The following is a 19,261-nucleotide window of genomic DNA, read 5'->3' on the forward strand; positions in this document are numbered from 1 at the left end:
GCCGGTCGGCCGGGGACGATGAGGTGGGGTAACCATGAACGCGCCGTATGACGGTGACCGCGGCCAGGGCGCGGGCGGCCCCGCGCCGCAGGGTGCCCCCGGCCCGCAGGGGCACGAGCCCTACGCGCAGACCCCGCAGGGGCACGACCCTTATGGGCAGAACCCGCACACCCAGGACCCGTACGTCCAGGACGTCTTCACGCACGACCCGTACCGGGCTCAGGACCTGGCCGCGCAGGACCCTGTGACCGAGGCCCTGTACGACCGTGCCGCGCACCCGCCGCCCCCGCCCGGTACCTACCAGGAGCCGCAGCCGCTCTACCAGCAGCCGGTCGCGCCCCAGCACGCTCCCGACCCGCGGGTGTGGGCGCAGACGCCGGCGCCCGAGCCCGAGGGCCCTTCCCGTCACCTGCCGTACGGCGACGACGCGCGCACGGTCCAGTTCACCGGTGTCGACGACCTGGTGACCCGGGCGGGCGAGGAGGAGCCCGAGCCGGACGCCTTCGCCCACCTCTACCGGGACCAGCAGACGCCCGGCCAGGTGCCGCCGCCCGCTCCGGAGCCGGACCCGCTGCCCGCGCCCGCCGCCAAGAAGTCCGGCCGTGCCTCCGGGCTGCTGAAGTCGAGCGCCGTCATGGCGGCCGGCACCCTGGTGTCCCGGCTCACCGGCTTCGTCCGCAGTCTGGTGATCACCGGTGCGCTCGGCGCCGCCCTGCTCGGTGACACCTTCACCATCGCCTACACCCTGCCGACGATGATCTACATCCTCACCGTCGGCGGCGGCCTCAACTCGGTCTTCGTCCCTCAGCTCGTCCGCTCGATGAAGAACGACGAGGACGGCGGCGAGGCCTACGCCAACCGCCTGCTCACCCTCGTCATGGTGGCGCTCGGCCTGATCGTGGCCCTGGCCGTCTTCGCCGCGCCGCTGCTGATCCGGCTGATGTCGAACACCATCGCCGACGACGCCGCGGCCAACAGCGTGGCCGTCACCTTCGCCCGCTACTGCCTGCCCACGATCTTCTTCATGGGTGTGCACGTGGTGATGGGTCAGATCCTGAACGCCCGCGGCAAGTTCGGCGCGATGATGTGGACCCCGGTCCTCAACAACATCGTCATGATCGTCACCTTCGGCCTGTTCATCTGGGTCTACGGCACCTCCGCCGAGTCCCACATGGGCGTGCAGACCATTCCGGACGAGGGCATCCGCCTGCTGGGCATCGGCACCCTCCTCGGCCTCGTCGTCCAGGCCCTGGCGATGATCCCGTACCTCCGTGAGACGGGCTTCCGCTTCCGGCCCCGCTTCGACTGGAAGGGTCACGGGCTCGGCAAGACGGTCAAGCTGGCCAAGTGGACCGTGCTGTTCGTCCTGGCCAACCAGGCGGGCGTCCTGGTCGTCACCCAGCTCGCCACGGCCGCCGGTGAGGAGTCCGGAAGGAACGGCGCGGGCTTCCTCGCCTACTCCAACGCCCAGCTCATCTGGGGCATGCCACAGGCCATCATCACCGTCTCCGTCATGGCGGCCCTGCTGCCGCGGATCTCCCGTGCCGCCCACGACGACGACCCCGGCGCCGTCCGGGACGACATCTCGCAGGGCCTGCGGAACTCGGCCGTCGCGATCGTCCCGGTGTCCTTCGCCTTCCTGGCGCTCGGCGTCCCGATGTGCACCCTGCTCTACGCCTCCAGCGGTGTCGAAGCGGCCCAGGGCATGGGCTTCATCCTGATGGCCTTCGGCCTCGGTCTGATCCCCTACTCCGTCCAGTACGTCGTCCTCCGCGGCTTCTACGCCTACGAGGACACCCGGACGCCCTTCTACAACACGGTCATCGTCGCCGCCGTCAACGCGGCGGCCTCGGCGGTCTGCTACGTCGTGCTGCCCGCCCAGTGGGCCGTCGTCGGCATGGCAGCCTCGTACGGGCTCGCTTACGCCGTCGGCGTCGGCATCGCCTGGCGCCGCCTCCGCAACCGGCTGGGCGGCGACCTGGACGGCACGCACGTCCTGCGGACCTACGCGCGGCTCTGCATGGCCTCCGTGCCCGCCGCGATCGTCGCCGGCGCCGTCGGTTTCGGCCTGTTGAAGCTCCTGGGCGAGGGTGCCCTCGGTTCGCTCGTCGCACTGCTCATCGGCGGAGCGGTACTCCTCGGTGTCTTCTTCGTCGCGGCGAAGCGCATGCGCATCGCGGAGTTGAACACGCTGGTGGGCATGGTGCGCGGACGCCTGGGACGCTGACCCGACGGTCCCGTACAACCATCGGCGGGAACCGCGTGTCGTGCAGAGCGCCGGACTGTGGGCACAATTGGCATGGCTGTTGGATGTGGCGCAACGGATGGGGAGGCAGGAACGACGGTGGCGGAACGTAGCACGACTGCCGTCGACGTGGCCGACAACAGCGGTGACGACCCGCTGACCGCCAAGGCGGACACGGCCGCGACCGACGGGGTGGCGGAAGAGCAGAAGACGACGGAGAAATCCGCCGAAGCCACGGAGAACAAGGCGGTCGAACGACAGAGCGGCGAACAGCCCTCCATCACGGCACCCGAACTGCACAGCGGGCACAAACTGGCCAGACGCTACCGGCTGGAGGAGTGCGTCACCCGTTTGGACGGCTTCAGCAGTTGGCGTGCGGTCGACGAGAAACTGCGGCGTGCCGTCGGGGTCCACCTGCTGCCCGCCGACCACCCCAGGGCCCGGTCGGTCCTGGCCGCGGCGCGCTCCTCGGCCCTGCTCGGCGACCCCCGGTTCGTCCAGGTCCTCGACGCCGTCGAGGAGAACGACCTGGTCTACGTCGTGCACGAGTGGCTGCCGGATTCCACCGAGTTGACCGCGCTGCTCGCGGCCGGCCCGCTGGAGCCCCACGACGCCTATCAACTCGTCAGCCAGGTCTCCCAGGCGATGGCAGCCGCTCACCGCGAAGGCCTCGCCCACCTCCGGCTCACCCCGAGCGCCGTCCTGCGCAGCTCCACCGGTCAGTACCGGATCCGCGGCCTGGCCGTGAACGCCGCCCTGCGCGGCATCACCGCCGAGCGTCCGCAGCGCACCGACACCGAGGCCATCGGCGCCCTGCTCTACGCCGCGCTCACCCAGCGCTGGCCGTACGACACCGATGCCCACGGGCTGTCCGGGCTGCCCAAGGGCATCGGCCTGCTCCCGCCCGACCAGGTCCGCGCCGGCGTCCACCGCGGCCTCTCCGAGATCGCCATGCGCGCCCTCGCCAACGACGGCGCCACCGCCTCGCGGCAGGAGCCGCCCTGCACCACCCCGGACGAGCTGGCCAAGGCCGTGGCCGCCATGCCCCGCGTCAAGCCGCCCGAGCCGGAGTACACCGCCCCGCCCGAGTACCAGCGCACGACGTACCAGCAGGGCACGTACGGCCGGCCCCAGCCGCGCCCGGCCGTGACCCAGTCGGTGGTCATCCCGCCGCCTCCGCTGCAGAGCCGTACCGGCAGGGCGCTGAAGTGGGCCGTCTCGGCCCTGTTGATCGCCGCGCTGGGACTCGGCAGCTGGCAGATCGCGGACCGGCTCCTCGACCAGGACAACTCGCCCAAGAACCCGGTCACGACCCCCACGGTCGACGACGAGAAGCCCGAGCCTCCCCAGCCGCTGAAGATCCAGTCGGCCGAGGAGTACGCACCCGACGGGAAGCCGCAGAACGCCCCCGGCGTGGCGGACACCTACGACAGTGACGGCTCCACGTACTGGCGGACGAAGACCTTCGTCGACGGTCCGGTCCTGGCCCCGTACAAGCAGGGTGTCGGCATCGTCTACGACCTCGGGAGCGAGCAGAACGTCTCGTCCGCGTCCATAGTGTTCCGCTACGGCGGGCCGCAGACCGCAGTCTCGCTCTACGCCGCGGACTCGCTGAACCCTTCCGGCAGCCCGGACTCCATGAAGAAGATCGCCTCGGTCGAGACCTCGGACTCGACGGCTAAGCCGGAGACCAAGACGCCGGTGAAGACCCGCTACGTGCTCCTCTGGCTGACCTCCGTGCCGTACTCCAACGGTGACGAGTACTTCGGAGCCGGCTACAAGCAGGCGATCACCAACGTGTCCTTCCAGGGAACCGCCCCGTAGTCGCGGAGCCGCCCCCTCCATGAGCGCCGAGCCCAGCTCGGCGCTCATTTACTTCCGGGCACGGAACGGATTGAATGCCTGCACGGCTGCCGAGCGAGGAGGGGAACCGTGGCGCCTGCGGCTGACGACCCCCGACCGACGACGGACGAGGAGCTCCTCGCAAACCACGTCGCCGGGGACCCGGATGCCTTCGGTGAGCTCGTACGCCGACACCGCGACCGGCTCTGGGCGGTGGCCCTGCGAACCCTGGGGGACCGCGAGGAGGCCGCTGACGCCGTCCAGGACGCCCTGATCTCCGCCTTCCGGGCCGCCCATACCTTCCGCGGCCAGTCGGCCGTCACCACCTGGCTGCACCGGATCACGGTGAACGCCTGCCTCGACCGTGCGCGGAAGACCGCCTCGCGCCGCACATCGCCCGTCGACGACACCGATCGCTTCGAGCAGCTCCTCGACCCTCATGAATCGGCCGAGGCTCCCGTGGAACGTCAGGACCTCCACCGCGAGGTCCTGGCGGCGCTCGCCGCGATCCCGGCCGACCAGCGCGCTGCCCTCGTCCTGGTCGACATGCAGGGTTACCCCGTCGCCGAGGCTGCCCGTATCCTCGGCGTCCCCACCGGCACCGTGAAGAGCCGCTGCGCACGTGGCCGCGCACGCCTCCTGCCGATGGTCACTCATCTGCGCGCCGACACGGTGGGTAACGAGGCCGCCGAAGGGGGAAGGAACCGGACGCCGGGGGCATCCGTCCCAACGGTGCCGGGGCCGAGCGATACCGGACCGATTGATCCAGCTGCTGTGAAGGGCGGAGGTGGGCGCACGTGACTTCCACGGCCGGCAAGGCCGACACCACACAGCACCCGGACGTCTCGGAGATTTCCGATCTGGCCGAGGGGCTCCTGTCACCGACTCGCTCCACCGCCGTGCGTCGGCACCTGGACGCCTGTCCCCTCTGCGCGGACGTCCGGTCGTCGCTGGAGGAGATCCGTGGCCTCCTGGGCACCCTTCCCGGGCCTCCCCGCATGCCCGCCGACATCACCGGCCGAATCGACGCCGCTCTCGCCGCCGAGGCCCTTCTCAACTCCACCGCGCCCGAAAGCGAAGCCCCTGTTTCACGTGAAACATCGCGCTCTTCGGACGAGACCACACCCCCGGCCCGCGTGCCCTCCCCGGCGCCCGACCGTCCCGCCGGCGGCCCTCGTGCCGGCACGGGTCCCGGCCGCCCCGGAAAGCCCCGCCGACGCCGGATCGCCCTGCTGCCCACGCTCGGTGCCGCTTTCGGCGCCGTGATCCTGGGGACGAGCCTGTACCTGAGCCAGGCGGGGAACCTGACCGCCGACGACAGCGCGTCCGACACCAAGAAGGCCGATACCGTCGCCGGTGCGGCCCTGAGCCCCTTCTCCGGGGCCCCTGTCGAGGACCGGGTCCACGAGCTCCTGGCGGGGGACGCCGTCGCCAAGACGCCCCAGGGAATCGGTCCCGAGTCGATGTCCACCGAGACCATCCCCTCGACCCCCCAGCGCAACCGAGACGCCGCGGTCCCCCGCTGTGTCCTGGCCGGCACGGGTCGTACCGACCCGGTGCTCGGTCACGAGCGCGGCGAGTACCAGGGCGTGCCCGCCTATCTGTTGGTCCTGCCGGATCCCTCCGACAGCACACGGGTCCAGGCATACGTGGTCGACGCCTCCTGCGCCGACCGGTCCGGGGACGGCGCGGGCCCGGCCGCCGAGATCCTGCTCAGCCAGACGTACCCACGTTCCTGACCTCTCTCCGCTCCGTCCACGGTGCCGTGCGGCGGTCTCGGGAATGCACGCCCCTTAGGATCCGTTGGGTGGGGTGAGAGCGACCGAGACAACCGCCCCCGTAGGCAGTGGCAGTCTGCAGAGACGAGGAAGAAACCCGTGAGCGACGTCCGTAACGTGATCATTATCGGCTCCGGGCCCGCGGGTTACACCGCGGCGCTCTACACGGCCCGAGCGTCGCTGAAGCCCCTGGTCTTCGAGGGTGCCGTCACCGCCGGTGGCGCCCTGATGAACACGACCGAGGTCGAGAACTTCCCCGGCTTCCGCGACGGCATCATGGGCCCGGACCTCATGGACAACATGCGGGCCCAGGCGGAGCGCTTCGGTGCGGAGCTCGTCCCGGACGACGTCGTCGCCGTGGACCTGACCGGTGAGATCAAGACCGTCACCGACACCGCCGGCACCGTGCACCGCGCCAAGGCCGTCATCGTCACGACCGGCTCCCAGCACCGCAAGCTCGGCCTCCCCAACGAGGACGCGCTCTCCGGCCGAGGCGTCTCCTGGTGCGCCACCTGCGACGGGTTCTTCTTCAAGGACCACGACATCGCCGTCGTCGGCGGCGGCGACACCGCGATCGAGGAGGCCACCTTCCTCTCGCGCTTCGCCAAGTCGGTCACGATCGTCCACCGCCGGGACACCCTGCGTGCCTCGAAGGCCATGCAGGAGCGCGCCTTCGCCGACCCGAAGATCTCCTTCGCCTGGGACAGCGAGGTCACCGAGATCCACGGCGAGCAGAAGCTCACCGGCCTGACCCTGCGCGACACGAAGACCGGCGCCACCCGCGAGCTGCCCGCCACCGGCCTCTTCATCGCCGTGGGCCACGACCCGCGGACCGAGCTCTTCAAGGGCCAGCTGGAGCTGGACGACGAGGGCTACCTCAAGGTGGACGCCCCGTCGACGCGCACCAACCTCACGGGTGTCTTCGGCGCCGGCGACGTCGTCGACCACACCTACCGCCAGGCCATCACGGCGGCCGGCACCGGCTGCTCCGCCGCCCTCGACGCCGAGCGTTTCCTGTCTGCTCTCGCCGACAGCGAGAAGCTGGCCGAGACCCCCGCGGTCTGATCCACCCTCTCCCCACCCACACCCCGCGAGATCAAGGAGGCCGCTGTGGCCCTCAAGACTGTGACCGACGCTTCCTTCGAAGAGGATGTCCTCAACAGCGACAAGCCCGTCCTGGTCGACTTCTGGGCCGCCTGGTGCGGACCGTGCCGCCAGATCGCCCCGTCGCTCGAGAGCATCGCCGCCGAGCACGGCGAGATCGAGATCGTGAAGCTGAACATCGACGAGAACCCGGCCACGGCTGCCAAGTACGGCGTCATGTCCATCCCGACGCTGAACGTCTACCAGGGTGGCGAGGTCGTGAAGACCATCGTCGGCGCCAAGCCGAAGGCCGCGATCCTGCGCGACCTGGAGGACTTCATCGAGCCCGCCAAGGCCTGATGCTCATCCGCTGTTTCACGTGAAACAGCGAAGGCCCGTCCCCACGAGGGGGCGGGCCTCTTCGTTTCCCGGGGCTCAGAGGGGCCGTAGTGCGGGCTCCTTCTGCACCGCACCGAGCAGCCGGTCCAGTGCCATCTCGACGTCCTCCTTCCACGAGAGCGTCGTCCTGAGCTCCAGCCGCAGCCGGGGGAAGGCGTGGTGCGGACGGACGGTCTTGAAGCCCACCGCGAGCAGATGGTCGGCGGGCAGCACACAGGCCGGCTCCTTCCAGCGGGCGTCCCCGAATGCCTCGATCGCCTTGAAGCCCCGCCGGATCACGTCCTTGGCCACGGTCTGCACCATCACGCGCCCCAGACCCTGCCCCTGATAGCCAGGCATGATCCACGCCGTCATCAGCTGGACGGCGTCCGCCGCCACGGGGCTCGTCGGAAAGGCCATGGACCGCGGCACGTAGGCCGGGGGAGCGTAGAGCACATAGCCGACCGGCACCTCGTCCACATAGACCACGCGCCCGCAGGATCCCCACTCCAGCAGAACCGCCGAGATCCAGGCTTCCTTCTCCAGCTCCGGGCGCCCCGCCTCGACCGCGGCCTCCCCGCTGACCGGGTCCAGCTCCCAGAAGGCACAGGAGCGACACCGCTTGGGAAGATCCGGAAGGTTGTCCAGCGTGAGCGGTACGAGCCGACGCCCCACGGCTTCTCCTCGATTCCCTCGCCATCGAGTACGGATACGCCTCTTGGAATCGTATCGATCGGGCGATCGGGGCGATACCGCTCACAGGCAAAGGGCGGGCCCCGTTCCGGTGAAGACCGGAGCGAGACCCGCCCTGAGCGGACTCGGTGGAACGCGAGGCGTCAGTCCTGCTCGCCGCTCTTGTGGTCCAGGACCCGTCCCTCTCCGGGAGCCAGGGTCGAGAGGATCCGGTCGAGGTCGTCCATCGAGGCGAACTCGACGACGATCTTGCCCTTCTTCTGCCCCAGGTCGACCTTCACCCGGGTCTCGAAGCGGTCCGAGAGCCGGGAGGCGAGATCCGTGAGCGCGGGCGACACCCGGGTCCCCGCACGGGGACCCTTGGACTTGACCGGCGCCCCGGGCTCCGAGCCCATCAGCGTGACGATCTCTTCGACCGAGCGCACCGAGAGCCCCTCGGAGACGATGCGGTACGCCAGCTTGTCCTGGGCCTCCGGGTCCTCGATACCCAGCAGAGCGCGCGCGTGACCGGCGGAGATCACCCCGGCGGCGACCCGGCTCTGGACCGGCGGAGAGAGGCGCAGCAGCCTGAGCGTGTTGGAGACCTGCGGGCGCGAACGTCCGATCCGGTCGGCCAGCTGGTCATGGGTGCAGTTGAAGTCCTTGAGCAGCTGGTCGTAGGCCGCCGCCTCTTCCAGCGGGTTCAGCTGAGCCCGGTGGAGGTTCTCCAGGAGGGCGTCCAGGAGCAGCTTCTCGTCGTCGGTATGCCGCACGATGGCCGGGATCCGCTCCAGGCCGGACTCACGGCAGGCTCGCCAGCGCCGCTCACCCATGATGAGCTCGTAGCGCTCGGCGCCCACCTGGCGCACGACCACGGGCTGGAGAAGGCCGACCTCCTTGATGGAAGCGACCAGCTCGGCCAGGGCGTCCTCGTCGAAGACCTCACGCGGCTGACGCGGGTTGGGCGTGATGGCGTCGAGCGGCAGCTCCGCGAAGTGCGCGCCGGCCGGAGACGCCGGGACAGCCGCCGCCTCGGGCTCGTTCCACGAGGTCGTCGAGTCCGGGGACTGGGGGCTCTGGGGGAGCCTCGCCAGCTTGGCGGCGGCGACACCGCGCTCCGTGGTCAGGACGGGGGCCGCGCCCGGGGAGGGAACACCCGCCCCGACGCCGACCGCCGGCGCCTGTCGTTCTTGGGGAGCGGTAGGGATCAGCGAACCGAGCCCACGCCCCAATCCCCTACGTCGCTCACTCACTGGATCCCCTCCGACATGCTGCGCTGGTTGTTCTGGTGCCCGACCTGGGCGTGCCCTCCGTGGGCGTGCTGGGGGTCGTAGTACACGGTGGCCCCCCGCAGAGCGATCTCACGGGCCGCTTCGAGATACGACAGGGCCCCGCTGGAACCCGGATCGTAGGTGAGGACCGTCTGGCCGTAGCTCGGCGCCTCGGAGATGCGGACGGACCTCGGAATGCTGGTCCGCAGCACCTCCTCGCTGAAGTGGGTGCGCACCTCTTCGGCGACCTGGGAGGCGAGCCTCGTCCTGCCGTCGTACATGGTGAGCAGGATCGTCGAGACGTGCAGTCCCGGGTTCAGGTGTCCCCGAACCAGGTCGACGTTCCGCAGGAGCTGGCCGAGCCCCTCCAGCGCGTAGTACTCGCACTGAATCGGGATCAGCACCTCGGCGCCCGCCACCATGGCGTTGACCGTGAGCAGACCGAGCGAGGGCGGGCAGTCGATCAGGATGTAGTCGAGCGGCTGCTCGTAGGCCTGGATCGCCCGCTGCAGGCGGCTCTCACGGGCCACCAGCGACACGAGCTCGATCTCCGCACCGGCGAGATCGATGGTGGCCGGGGCGCAGAAGAGGCCTTCGACTTCCAGGACGGGCTGCACCACTTCGGAGAGCGGCCTGCTGTCCACCAGAACGTCGTAGATCGAGGGGACCTCGGCGTGGTGGTCGATACCCAGAGCCGTGGACGCGTTGCCCTGCGGGTCCAGGTCGATGACCAGGACCCGGGCCCCGTGCAGGGCGAGGGACGCGGCAAGGTTGACCGTCGTGGTCGTCTTGCCCACGCCGCCCTTCTGGTTGGCGACCACCATCACGCGAGTCTGGGCCGGTCGGGGAAGACCCTCACCGGCACGACCCAGGGCTTCTACTGCCAGTTGAGCAGCACGACCAATGGGGGTGTCGTCCATCGGGGGCGGTGTTTCACGTGAAACATCCTCCCCCACCGATTCGGTTCGGGGACCGGGGACCGGATCGGTCATCGGTCCCGCGATGTTGGCGTCGGACCGCAAGGATTCACTCTCCTCGGCTTCAGGCTCGCGATGAGCAGAGCCTGCCATGCTTTCGGGGTCGTGAACCAGCGAGGTCGGTGGTTCTGTGGGCGAATCCACCTCTGTGGACAACTCCGTAACCCTCGCGAGTGGCTTCACGCGGGGGCCGCGGTCCCGGGGCGTGGCAGCCGCGCGGCCGCGGCTGATGATCCCCTGCAGCAGTGAGCGACGTTTCACGTGAAACACCATGCCCCTGCTGCCCGGCCAGGGCCGCTCGACACTCCGAAATGGTGCGTATGCGACGCTCAGCGGCGCCGGCGGGTCTTGCTCGTACGGGCCGCCTTGGCTCGCTTGGCCGCGAAGCGCACACCGCCCGGGCTCTCACCGACCTCCACCCGGACGACGGTGGTCATGGGATCGACGACCCCCTCGCCGACGTGGAGCACCGAGGTCTCCACCACACCGAGCCGGGAGAGCGCGGCGCGGGCACCGACGATCTCCTCCTCGGCGGTGTCGCCCTTGAGCGCCAGCATCTCGCCGTACGGCCGCAGCAGGGGAACGCCCCAGCCCGCCAGCCGGTCGAGGGGAGCCACCGCACGGGCGGTCACCACGTGCACGGGGGTGATCTTGCCGAGCATCTCCTCGGCGCGGCCACGGACCACGGTCACGTGGTCGAGGCCGAGCAGCTCGACGACCTCCTGGAGGAAGTTCGTCCGGCGCAGGAGCGGCTCCAGGAGCGTGATCTTCAGATCACGCCGGACCAGGGCCAGGGGGATGCCGGGGAGGCCCGCACCCGAGCCCACGTCGCAGACGGTGACGCCCTCGGGAACAGCCTCCGCGAGGACGGCACAGTTCAGCAGGTGGCGTTCCCAGAGTCGCGGGACCTCACGCGGGCCGATCAGACCGCGCTTCACACCCGCGTCCGCGAGGAGCTCGGCGTACCGCACGGCCTCCGGGAAGTACTCACCGAAGACTGTCCGCGCCTGCTCCGGCGCCTCGGGGAGCTCCGCTGCCTCCGTCACGGGAACCGTCCTTCCGTACCGCACGCTTCACGTGCGAGCGCACTGTGATGGCTGACTATCAGGCTGACAAAGATCGGCCCCGCCTGCGAACAGACGGGGCCGACACTACGTGGGGCGTCAGGCAGGGAGGACGACGACGAAGCGCTGCGGCTCCTCGCCCTCGGACTCGCTGCGCAGACCGGCGGCGGCGATCGCGTCGTGCACGACCTTACGCTCGAACGGCGTCATCGGGTCCAGCTTGACCGGCTCGCCCGTGGACTTCACCTCGGCCGCCGCCTTGGCGCCCAGCTCGGCGAGCTCGGAGCGCTTCTTGGCCCGGAAGCCGGCGATGTCGAGCATCAGTCGGCTGCGGTCACCGGTCTCCCGGTGCACGGCCAGGCGCGTCAGCTCCTGCAGAGCCTCCAGAACCTCACCGTCGCGACCCACGAGCTTCTGCAGCTCACGGCTGCTGGAGTCGCTGATGATCGAGACCGCGGCCCGGTCCGCCTCGACGTCCATGTCGATGTCGCCGTCCAGGTCGGCGATGTCGAGCAGGCCTTCGAGGTAGTCGGCCGCGATCTCACCCTCCTGCTCCAGGCGGGTCAGGGTGTCGCCACCCTCGGCGGCGGCGGAGGTGGTGCCTTCCGTCACGGATGGACTCCTTCTTGCTTCGTGGAGGCTTACTTCTTGGACGACGGGTGCTTGGGCCGCTGCTGGCCCTTGCGCTGACCGGACTTGCCCTGACGGGAGCCTCCGGAGTTGGCACGGCTCGGACGTGCGGGCTTGTCACCCTGTGCCTCGTCCTTGGCCACGGCCTGATCCTGAGGCTTCTTCTCGAGCGAGGTGGTCGCCGTTTCGGCGGCCGGCTCGGAGATTTCCTCGACGTCCTTGGCCACGCCCTGCGGGGCGGCGGCCTGGCGCTGGGCCTTGGTCTGACGCTTGGGCTGCTGACGCTTGGTCGCCGCAGCACCCTCGGCCTCGGCCACGATCGTGTCGCCCTTGATCACGGTGCCGTCGGCCTGGGCCGCGAAGCCGGCCTTGGAGAGGCCCACGAAGAAGCGGCGCTCGTTCTCGTTGCGGTCGCTGCCCTTGGCGACGATCACCTTGACGATGGCCTTCCGGCGGCGGCCGCGGACCTCGCCGTGGTGCGTGATGCTCTTCAGCAGGCGCTGGAGGTAGGAGTCCTGCGCCTTGCTGCCCGGGGTCGGGTTCTGGTTGATCACGTACATCTGCTGGCCCATGGTCCACACGTTGGTGGTCAGCCAGTAGACGAGGACACCGACGGGGAAGTTGATGCCCATGACGGCGAAGATCACCGGGAAGATGTACATGAGCATCTTCTGCTGCTGCATGTACGGCGTCTTCACCGTGAGGTCGACGTTCTTCATCATCAGCTGGCGCTGGGTGAAGAACTGCGAGGCCGACATCAGGACGATCATGATCGCGGTGACGATGCGGACATCGGTCAGCGAGGCGCCGAGGGCCGCGACGGCCTCGGGGGAGTCCATGAACTTCGAGGCGATGGGTGCACCGAAGATGTGCGCCTGACGGGCACTGTCGACCAGCTGCTGGTTGAGAACACCGATCTCCTTGCCGGAGGCGATGCTGGACAGCACGTGGTACAGGGCGAAGAAGAACGGCGACTGCGCCAGGATGGGAAGGCACGAGGAGAGCGGGTTGGTACCCGTCTCCTTGTACAGCTTCATCATCTCTTCGGACTGACGCTGCTTGTCGCTCTTGTAGCGCTCCTGGATGGCCTTCATCTTCGGCTGGAGCGCCTGCATGTTCCGCGTCGACTTGATCTGCTTCACGAAGAGCGGGATCAGACAGATACGGATCAGCACCACGAGGGACACGATGGACAGGCCCCAGGCCCAGCCCGTGTCGGGGCCGAAGATCGCCCCGTACACCTTGTGGAACTGGACGATGACCCAGGAAACGGGCCAGGTGATGAAGCTGAACAGACTGGCAATCGTGTCCACTAATCAGGCTCCTTGAGCATTGGGCGAGGTCTCTGCGGCCGGGCTCGTCTCGGCGGTGGACCCGCCCTGGTCGCCGCGCAACGCGTTCCTCAGCATTTCGTGCCAGCGGGGGCGCTTACGCGGGGGTACATGGTCCACACCGCCGGGCGACCACGGGTTGCACCGCAGAATGCGCCAGGCGGTCAGGGCCGTGCCTTTGATCGCGCCATGCCGGTCGATGGCCGTGAATCCGTAGTGGGAACACGACGGGTAGTACCGGCAGACGGGCCCGAGAAGCGGGCTGATCGTCCACTGGTACAGCTTGATGAGAGCCAGCAGCGGGTACTTCATCGCGCGCCCCCTCCCAGCAGCCGCTGGAGAGCGGCGTCCAGGTCTCGGGCCAGCTGTGCGTGGTCGGCGTCGCCGGCTCCGGGCAACGCCCGTACGACCACCAGGCTACCGGGGGGCAGCTCGGCGAGCCGATCGCGAACGAGGTGACGAAGACGACGCTTCACCTTGTTGCGTACGACGGCGACGCCCACGGCCTTGCTCACGACGAAACCCGCACGCGACGGGGGAGCGCTCTCCCCAGGCGCGTGCGGGTCCGTTGCACCGCTGCGTAGGTGGACGACGAGGAGCGGGCGACCGGCCCGGCGACCTCGGCGTACCGCGGTTGCGAAGTCCTCGCGCCGCCTCAGCCGATTCTCGGTAGGCAGCACGTCATGACCTGTTTAAGTGGATCAGGCGGACAGGCTCGCGCGACCCTTGCCACGGCGGTTCGCCAGGATGGCGCGGCCGGCACGGGTACGCATGCGCAGGCGGAAGCCGTGGGTCTTCGCGCGACGACGGTTGTTCGGCTGGAAGGTGCGCTTGCTCACTCGGGGGCTCCAGAAATGATTCGGGTGGTGGCGGGACATCGCCTGGCTGTCACCGTGCGCCCACGAGTAGCTCGCAATACGCCCGAGTGCACCGCTTCACGATCACTGACCGTGATCTTTGCCCATCGGAGGCAGGCGGCAGCAGCCATCGACAACTCGACCTGGTTACGGTACGCGCGGCTACGCCATCCGGTCAAACCGACCTGTCGCCACCCCCCATTGTGCACAGGCTGTGGACAACAACTTGAACCACGTCAGGCGGCCCGACTACCGTGGACGGTCTCCGCAATCTTTTGCCGTTCTGTCCCACCTGTCCTCAACGGACACGTCCTCACGGACTTCGACCCACTGTCCCCGAGAACCGTCGTGGGACCTGCGAGAAAGCGTGCCCTGTGGCTGACGTACCTGCCGATCTTGCCGCAGTGTGGCCACGGGTCCTCGAGCATCTTCTCGCCGACGGCCAGCAGGGCATCGAGTCCAAGGACAAGCAGTGGATCGAGCGCTGCCAGCCGCTCGCCCTGGTCGCGGACACGGCGCTCCTCGCGGTGCCGAACGAGTGGGGCAAGCGCGTCCTCGAGGGCCGGCTCGCCCCGCTGATCAGCGAGACGCTCAGCCGCGAGTGCGGCCGGCCGATCCGCATCGCGATCACCGTCGACGACTCCGTCGGCGAGCCGACCTCGCCCGCACCCGCGCCCGCGGCGCAGCAGCCGCCCCGCTACGACGAGCGCACGCAGCCCGAGCCGTACGAGAAGTACGACGGCTACGGCCACCGGCCGATGCCCGACGACGGGCTGCCCACCGCGCGCCCGGCCTATCCCGGCTACGGACAGCAGCGCCCCGACCCCGGTGCCTGGCCGCGCACCCAGGAGGACCTCTCCTGGCAGCAGCCCCGGCTCGGCGGCTACCAGGAGCGCGCCCCGTACACCGGCCCCGACCAGTCGCGGCAGCCCCGCTACGACGAGCCGACCCGGGGTTACGAGCAGCAGCGGCCCGAGCGCGCCGAGCTGCCCGACCCGCCGGGCCACGGCGCCCGTCCCGGTCCCCGGCCGGGCGGCGGTCCTGCGCCCGGTCCCGTGGGCGGCCCGGGCGGTCCCGGCACGTCGGCGTCCGGGCAGGGCGGTGGGGCAGGGGCGCCCGGTGAGCAGCACGCGCGGCTGAACCCCAAGTACCTCTTCGACACCTTCGTCATCGGTTCCTCGAACCGGTTCGCGCACGCGGCCGCCGTCGCGGTGGCCGAGGCGCCGGCCAAGGCGTACAACCCGCTCTTCATCTACGGCGAGTCGGGCCTCGGCAAGACCCACCTGCTGCACGCGATCGGACACTACGCGCGGAGCCTCTACCCGGGCACGCGCGTGCGGTACGTGAGCTCCGAGGAGTTCACCAACGAGTTCATCAACTCGATCCGCGACGGCAAGGGCGACGCGTTCCGCAAGCGCTACCGCGACGTGGACATCCTGCTCGTCGACGACATCCAGTTCCTGGCGAGCAAGGAGTCGACGCAGGAGGAGTTCTTCCACACCTTCAACACGCTCCACAACGCGAACAAGCAGATCGTGCTCTCCTCGGACCGGCCGCCCAAGCAGCTGGTGACCCTGGAGGACCGGCTGCGCAACCGCTTCGAGTGGGGTCTCACCACCGATGTGCAGCCGCCGGAGCTGGAGACGCGCATCGCGATCCTCCGCAAGAAGGCGGTGCAGGAGCAGCTCAACGCTCCGCCGGAGGTACTGGAGTTCATCGCGTCGCGGATCTCGCGGAACATCCGTGAGCTGGAGGGCGCGCTGATCCGGGTGACGGCCTTCGCGAGCCTCAACCGGCAGCCGGTGGACCTGGGGCTCACCGAGATCGTGCTGAAGGACCTGATCCCCGGTGGCGAGGACAGTTCGCCGGAGATCACCGCGCCCGCCATCATGGCGGCGACGGCCGACTACTTCGGTCTGACGGTGGAGGACCTCTGCGGATCCTCGCGCAGCCGCGTCCTGGTGACGGCCCGGCAGATCGCCATGTACCTGTGCCGTGAGCTCACGGACCTGTCGCTGCCGAAGATCGGCGCGCAGTTCGGCGGCCGCGACCACACGACGGTGATGCACGCGGACCGCAAGATCCGCGCTCTGATGGCGGAGCGGCGCTCGATCTACAACCAGGTCACCGAGCTCACCAACCGCATCAAGAACGGCTGACACAGGGCCGCCGCGGCCTCCGAGGGCGCTCCGGGACACCTCCCGGGGCGCCCTTCGGCGTTCCGGGGGACGGGTTGCGCGGCGGGGGCGAGCGCCCGGCGTTCGATTGCTCCGTTCCTGTGGCAGGTTCTCCACAGATTGGGGGATGATCTCCCGTCCACAGGGTGGGGACTGTTGAGTTATCCGGATCGTGTCCACAGGCCGGGCTGTTGACAGACCATCACGCCAGGTCAGCCCCCTGTGGAATTGTTGGCAACCGATCTCCACAGCCTGTGGATGAATCTTTTGTCCACAGGGAGTCCCGAAGGTTGTCCACTGCCTGCCCACAGGGGGAAGCCGGTTGCCCACAGCTTCTCCACACCGCTGTCCACTGTTCGGCAACAAAACAGCCCTGCTCACCTGACCGAGTGAAAGCGGTCACACCAAGGGAGACGTTTGGGCTGTGGGGAACGTGGGGAAAGCTGGGGACAGCGCTGGGGAGAACTCCCCATGGCCTGTGCATGGGGTGTGCAGAACTTTCCTATGTCCACAGAGACCCCTGGTTTTCCACGGGTACCGCCCACAGGGTCGGTGGACAAAAAACTGCGCTTGACCTGCGAAAACGACGTTATCCACCGTTTCCACAGGCCCTACTACTACTCCCACTTAGAGTTAGCTAGGAATCCGCTTCGAAGTGGGGCCTGTGCACAACTCGGCGCCGGAGCTCCGACGCGCTCTCGTCTCGACTTGACCCCGAGCAGCACCGAGTGTCGGCGGCGTACGTCAGACTGGTTCCCGCAGTCGACGAAGAGCCAGCAACAAGCAGGAGGCGGTTCCGGTGAAGATCCGGGTGGAGCGCGACGTACTTGCCGAGGCGGTGGCCTGGGTGGCCCGCAGCCTCCCCGCCCGTCCGCCGGCTCCCGTCCTCGCGGGCCTTCTGCTGAAGGCCGAGGACGGCGCGCTGAGCTTCTCGAGCTTCGACTACGAGGTCTCGGCCCGGGTCTCCGTCGAGGCGGAGGTCGAGGAGGACGGCACCGTCCTCGTCTCCGGCCGACTGCTCGCCGACATCTGCCGCGCCCTCCCCAACCGTCCGGTGGAGATCTCCACAGACGGTGTACGGGCGACCGTCGTCTGCGGCTCCTCCCGCTTCACCCTCCACACCCTGCCTGTGGAGGAGTACCCGGCGCTCCCGGAGATGCCCACCGCGACCGGCACCGTCCCCGGTGAGGTCTTCGCCTCCGCCGCCGCCCAGGTGGCCATCGCCGCCGGCCGTGACGACACGCTGCCCGTCCTCACCGGTGTCCGCATCGAGATCGAGGGCGACACGGTCACTCTGGCCTCCACCGACCGCTACCGCTTCGCGGTCCGCGAGTTCCTGTGGAAGCCGGAGTCCCCGGACGCCTCCGCGGTCGCCCTGGTGCCCGCGAAGACCCTCCTGGACACCGCCAAGGCGCTCACCAGCGGCGACACCGTCACCCTGGCGCTCTCCGGCTCCGGCAAGGGCGAGGGCCTCATCGGCTTCGAGGGCGCGGGCCGCCGCACCACCACCCGTCTGCTCGAAGGCGACCTGCCGAAGTACCGGACGCTCTTCCCCACCGAGTTCAACTCGGTCGCGGTGATCGAGACCGCCCCCTTCGTCGAGGCCGTCAAGCGTGTGGCCCTGGTGGCCGAGCGCAACACCCCGGTCCGGCTGAGCTTCGAGCAGGGCGTCCTGATCCTGGAGGCCGGCTCCAGCGACGACGCACAGGCTGTGGAGCGTGTGGACGCGCAGCTGGAGGGCGACGACATCTCGATCGCCTTCAACCCGACCTTCCTGCTCGACGGCCTGAGCGCCATCGATTCCCCGGTCGCCCAGCTCTCCTTCACGACCTCCACGAAGCCGGCCCTGCTGAGCGGCAAGCCCGCGCTCGACGCCGAGGCGGACGAGGCCTACAAGTACCTGATCATGCCGGTTCGTCTGTCCGGTTGATGCCGGTTCTTCGGGGCATCGCCTGAGCGGCTGACCCCACAGGTGTGCACGCGGGTCCGGGCGTAGGCTCGGACCCGGGTAAACCGCACACGACGCTTAAGGAATCTCTGATGGAGCTCGGTCTCGTCGGTCTCGGCAAGATGGGCGGCAACATGCGCGAGCGCATCCGCCGCGCAGGCCACACCGTCATCGGATACGACCGCAACCCGGACCTCGCCGATGTCCACAGCCTCGAAGAGCTTGTGGGCAAGCTCAAGGGTCCGCGCGTCGTGTGGGTCATGGTCCCGGCGGGTGCCGCGACCCAGTCCACCATCGACGAGCTGGCCGACCTGCTCTCCCCCGGCGACATCGTCGTGGACGGCGGGAACTCGCGCTGGACGGACGACGAGAAGCACGCGGAGGAGCTCGCCGCCAAGGGCATCGGGTTCGTCGACTGCGGCGTCTCCGGTGGCGTCTGGGGCCTGGAGAACGGCTACGCGCTGATGTACGGCGGCTCCGCCGAGGACGTGGCGCGGGTCCAGCCGATCTTCGACGCCCTCAAGCCCGAGGGCGAGTTCGGCTCGGTCCACGCGGGCAAGGTCGGCGCCGGCCACTTCGCGAAGATGGTCCACAACGGCATCGAGTACGCGATGATGCAGGCCTACGCCGAGGGCTGGGAGCTCCTGGAGAAGGTCGACTCCGTCACCGACGTGCGCGAGGTCTTCCGCTCCTGGCAGGAGGGCACGGTCATCCGTTCCTGGCTGCTGGACCTCGCGGTGAACGCGCTGGACGAGGACGAGCACCTGGACAAGCTGCGCGGCTACGCGTCGGACTCCGGCGAGGGCCGGTGGACGGTCGAGGCCGCCATCGACAACGCCGTCCCGCTGCCGGCGATCACCGCGTCGCTGTTCGCGCGGTTCGCGTCCCGTCAGGACGACTCCCCGCAGATGAAGATGATCGCCGCGCTGCGCAACCAGTTCGGTGGCCACGCGGTCGAGACGAAGAAGTAATCCACAGGCTGTGCACCCCGCGGTGCACAGCCGCCGG

18 protein-coding genes are annotated in these 19,261 nt (G+C 69.3%); 9 read left to right on the forward strand and 9 right to left on the reverse strand.

Features of this window, described 5'->3' with window-relative positions; all coding sequences use genetic code 11:
- The first annotated feature begins 34 nt into the window (after positions 1-34).
- The 6 genes from murJ to trxA all read left to right on the forward strand — a co-directional run bounded on the left by murJ (position 35) and on the right by trxA (position 7,308).
- Positions 35-2,227 carry a murein biosynthesis integral membrane protein MurJ gene (gene murJ, locus OO54_RS03875; protein ID WP_033201447.1) on the forward strand — a complete coding sequence of 731 codons (2,193 nt, stop codon included), beginning with the start codon at positions 35-37 and terminating at the stop codon, positions 2,225-2,227.
- A gap of 117 nt (positions 2,228-2,344) precedes the next feature.
- Positions 2,345-4,069, forward strand: a complete 1,725-nt coding sequence (locus OO54_RS03880) for a protein kinase family protein (RefSeq protein WP_033201448.1) — start codon at positions 2,345-2,347, stop codon at positions 4,067-4,069.
- A gap of 108 nt (positions 4,070-4,177) precedes the next feature.
- Complete coding sequence (sigM, locus tag OO54_RS03885; RefSeq protein ID WP_033201449.1) at positions 4,178-4,888, forward strand: RNA polymerase sigma factor SigM; 711 nt, start codon at positions 4,178-4,180, stop codon at positions 4,886-4,888.
- Entirely contained in the window at positions 4,885-5,826 is a 942-nt protein-coding gene (locus tag OO54_RS03890) for an anti-sigma factor family protein (protein WP_033201450.1), read from the forward strand. Before sigM ends, OO54_RS03890 begins: the two co-directional genes overlap by 4 nt.
- Positions 5,827-5,964: 138 nt before the next feature.
- Complete coding sequence (trxB, locus tag OO54_RS03895) at positions 5,965-6,930, forward strand: thioredoxin-disulfide reductase (RefSeq protein WP_033201451.1); 966 nt, start codon at positions 5,965-5,967, stop codon at positions 6,928-6,930.
- Positions 6,931-6,975: 45 nt separating this feature from the next.
- On the forward strand, positions 6,976-7,308 hold the full coding sequence (trxA, locus tag OO54_RS03900) for a thioredoxin (protein WP_017240400.1): 333 nt from the start codon (positions 6,976-6,978) through the stop codon (positions 7,306-7,308).
- A 75-nt stretch (positions 7,309-7,383) separates the two neighbouring features.
- Here trxA and OO54_RS03905 read toward each other — a convergent pair whose 3' ends face one another.
- The 9 genes from OO54_RS03905 to rpmH form a co-directional block, all read right to left on the reverse strand.
- Positions 7,384-8,001 (reverse strand): GNAT family N-acetyltransferase, encoded by a 618-nt coding sequence (locus tag OO54_RS03905; protein WP_033201452.1) that lies wholly within the window; start codon positions 7,999-8,001, stop codon positions 7,384-7,386.
- 161 nt (positions 8,002-8,162) lie between these two features.
- The gene (locus tag OO54_RS03910) at positions 8,163-9,251 is read right to left on the reverse strand and encodes a ParB/RepB/Spo0J family partition protein (protein ID WP_033201453.1); all 1,089 of its coding nucleotides are present in this window, start codon (positions 9,249-9,251) and stop codon (positions 8,163-8,165) included.
- Positions 9,248-10,339 carry a ParA family protein gene (locus tag OO54_RS03915; protein ID WP_078905031.1) on the reverse strand — a complete coding sequence of 364 codons (1,092 nt, stop codon included), beginning with the start codon at positions 10,337-10,339 and terminating at the stop codon, positions 9,248-9,250. Before OO54_RS03915 ends, OO54_RS03910 begins: the two co-directional genes overlap by 4 nt.
- A 236-nt stretch (positions 10,340-10,575) precedes the next feature.
- Complete coding sequence (gene rsmG / locus OO54_RS03920; protein ID WP_033201454.1) at positions 10,576-11,292, reverse strand: 16S rRNA (guanine(527)-N(7))-methyltransferase RsmG; 717 nt, start codon at positions 11,290-11,292, stop codon at positions 10,576-10,578.
- Positions 11,293-11,409: 117 nt separating this feature from the next.
- Complete coding sequence (locus OO54_RS03925; protein ID WP_017240396.1) at positions 11,410-11,922, reverse strand: Jag family protein; 513 nt, start codon at positions 11,920-11,922, stop codon at positions 11,410-11,412.
- A gap of 29 nt (positions 11,923-11,951) precedes the next feature.
- A complete protein-coding gene (yidC, locus tag OO54_RS03930) occupies positions 11,952-13,253 on the reverse strand; it encodes a membrane protein insertase YidC (RefSeq protein ID WP_033201455.1) in 1,302 nt (433 codons plus the stop codon).
- A gap of 3 nt (positions 13,254-13,256) precedes the next feature.
- A complete protein-coding gene (yidD, locus tag OO54_RS03935) occupies positions 13,257-13,583 on the reverse strand; it encodes a membrane protein insertion efficiency factor YidD (protein WP_017240394.1) in 327 nt (108 codons plus the stop codon).
- Positions 13,580-13,951 (reverse strand): ribonuclease P protein component, encoded by a 372-nt coding sequence (gene rnpA, locus OO54_RS43210; protein WP_078905032.1) that lies wholly within the window; start codon positions 13,949-13,951, stop codon positions 13,580-13,582. Before rnpA ends, yidD begins: the two co-directional genes overlap by 4 nt.
- A 21-nt stretch (positions 13,952-13,972) precedes the next feature.
- Positions 13,973-14,110 (reverse strand): 50S ribosomal protein L34, encoded by a 138-nt coding sequence (gene rpmH / locus OO54_RS03945; protein ID WP_006381191.1) that lies wholly within the window; start codon positions 14,108-14,110, stop codon positions 13,973-13,975.
- A 392-nt stretch (positions 14,111-14,502) separates the two neighbouring features.
- Between rpmH and dnaA the strand changes: the two genes are divergently transcribed.
- The 3 genes from dnaA to gnd all read left to right on the forward strand — a co-directional run bounded on the left by dnaA (position 14,503) and on the right by gnd (position 19,224).
- The gene (gene dnaA, locus OO54_RS03950) at positions 14,503-16,287 is read left to right on the forward strand and encodes a chromosomal replication initiator protein DnaA (protein ID WP_078905033.1); all 1,785 of its coding nucleotides are present in this window, start codon (positions 14,503-14,505) and stop codon (positions 16,285-16,287) included.
- An 817-nt stretch (positions 16,288-17,104) separates the two neighbouring features.
- The gene (gene dnaN / locus OO54_RS03955) at positions 17,105-18,235 is read left to right on the forward strand and encodes a DNA polymerase III subunit beta (RefSeq protein ID WP_015034855.1); all 1,131 of its coding nucleotides are present in this window, start codon (positions 17,105-17,107) and stop codon (positions 18,233-18,235) included.
- A gap of 110 nt (positions 18,236-18,345) precedes the next feature.
- Entirely contained in the window at positions 18,346-19,224 is an 879-nt protein-coding gene (gene gnd / locus OO54_RS03960; protein WP_026058396.1) for a phosphogluconate dehydrogenase (NAD(+)-dependent, decarboxylating), read from the forward strand.
- Positions 19,225-19,261: the final 37 nt, after the last annotated feature.

Source organism: Streptomyces wedmorensis, from assembly GCF_000716445.1.
GTDB lineage: Bacteria > Actinomycetota > Actinomycetes > Streptomycetales > Streptomycetaceae > Streptomyces > Streptomyces wedmorensis.

Excerpts from the sequence above, each read along its gene's own strand:
- murJ (WP_033201447.1), top strand. The coding sequence starts at position 35 with ATGAACGCGCCGTATGACGGTGACCGCGGCCAGGGCGCGGGCGGCCCC.
- OO54_RS03915 (WP_078905031.1), bottom strand. The coding sequence starts at position 10,339 with ATGGCAGGCTCTGCTCATCGCGAGCCTGAAGCCGAGGAGAGTGAATCC.
- yidD (WP_017240394.1), bottom strand. The coding sequence starts at position 13,583 with ATGAAGTACCCGCTGCTGGCTCTCATCAAGCTGTACCAGTGGACGATC.
- gnd (WP_026058396.1), top strand. The coding sequence starts at position 18,346 with ATGGAGCTCGGTCTCGTCGGTCTCGGCAAGATGGGCGGCAACATGCGC.